This window comes from Bifidobacterium sp. UBA744, assembly GCA_002298605.1.
Lineage (GTDB): Bacteria > Actinomycetota > Actinomycetes > Actinomycetales > Bifidobacteriaceae > Bifidobacterium.
Genome location: DBKS01000023.1, coordinates 1 through 1,452, shown reverse-complemented (window position 1 = coordinate 1,452; position 1,452 = coordinate 1). Strand labels below are relative to the sequence as shown.

Annotated in this window: 2 protein-coding genes and 1 tRNA gene; all 3 read left to right on the top strand. The window is 60.2% G+C overall.

All coding sequences use genetic code 11. The features are described from left to right. Window positions 1–839, top strand: an 839-nt coding sequence (locus tag B2994_RS02350; protein WP_291526795.1) for a pyridoxal phosphate-dependent aminotransferase, incomplete at its 5' end; no start/stop codon positions are given. Between the two features lie 165 nt (window positions 840–1,004). Next, window positions 1,005–1,080 (top strand) — tRNA-Trp (locus B2994_RS02345). 34 nt (window positions 1,081–1,114) lie between these two features. Further along, window positions 1,115–1,342 (top strand): preprotein translocase subunit SecE, encoded by a 228-nt coding sequence (gene secE, locus B2994_RS02340; protein ID WP_291526794.1) that lies wholly within the window; start codon window positions 1,115–1,117, stop codon window positions 1,340–1,342. The last annotated feature ends 110 nt before the right edge of the window (window positions 1,343–1,452 follow it).

The following is a 1,452-nucleotide window of genomic DNA, read 5'->3' as shown; positions in this document are numbered from 1 at the left end:
TTCCCACGCCGTTTTGGACGAGCTATCCCGAGGCCGTCAAACTGGCTGGTGGCAAACCGGTTGAGGTGTTCGCGGGCGCCGATCGTGGATTCGAGCCCGATGTCGACGCCATCGAGTCGGCCCGTACCGAACGCACCAGGGCGATTATCGTCACTTCGCCGAATAATCCGACAGGTGCTGTGTGGAGCCGCGAAACCATTGCGGCTATCGGCAAGTGGGCAGTCGAGCACCATGTGTGGGTGATTTCCGACGAGATCTACGAGCACCTCAACTACGATGGCGCCAAAACCGCGTATATGGGCGTCGAGGTGCCCGAAGTGCGTGATCAGCTGATCGTGCTTAACGGCGTCGCCAAAACGTACGCCATGCCCGGCTGGCGCGTTGGCTGGCTGGTGGCTCCGGTCGCGGTGGCCAAGGCTGCCGCCAAGCTGCAGGGACATCTGAGTTCCAATGTGTCCAATGTGCCGCAGCGGGCCGCTCTGGCTGCGGTCGCCGGTCCCCTCGATGAGGTGCATATGATGCGCGAGGCCTTCGACCGTCGCCGTCGGACCATCGTCGCGGCGCTTAACGACATTCCGGGCGTCTATTGCCCGGCTCCCACCGGCGCGTTCTATGCGTTTCCGGATGTCAGCGGTCTGCTGGGCAAGCCGTTGGGGCCGAGGGGCACGGTGTCCGACACTTCGTCCGATCTGGCTGCCGCGCTGTTGGATGAGGCGCATGTGGCGGCGGTGCCGGGTGAGGCCTTCGGGGCGCCTGGCTATCTGCGTTTCTCCTATGCGTTGGCGGATGACCAGCTCGTTGAGGGCATGCGTCGTTTCAAAGCCTTCGTCGAAGCCTGATCGCACGGTCGTCGGCGTGTCCCGCGATTGTGAGACGCGCCGACGTGCTCGATTGGACAGGGATGGCGAAGACTGCTATTGTGACCTCTTGGCGGTTTTGACCCGTCTACGCAAGTGTCTGTGAGATGTTCACGGCTTGCTGCTAGGATGGGCAAAGTTCCACTTAGGGAAGTGGCGCAATTGGTAGCGCAACGGTCTCCAAAACCGTAGGTTGTGGGTTCGAGTCCCGCCTTCCCTGCCACGTTTTCTCTGCAGTCGATCAACAAAGGACGAGTATGGCAAAGGCATCCGAAGCTGAAAAGGCGGCCAAGCCGAACGTTTTCATGCGCATCGGCCTGTTCATCAAGCAGATCGTCGATGAATTGCGTAAGGTCGTCACCCCCACCGGCAAGGAGCTGGCGGGCTGGTCGTTTGCCGTGTTCATTTTTGTGCTGTTGCTCATGGCTTTGGTCACGGCTATGGATTTCGGCCTGGGCAAGCTTGTGATGTTTCTGTTCGGCTGATGAGCCGTATAGTGTCGTGAAGGTACAGGTATGACTGACGAAGTGAATCTGAACAACATTCCGCAGGATGACGAGGTGACTGAGACCCAGGTCGACCTCGGCTCCGCGGA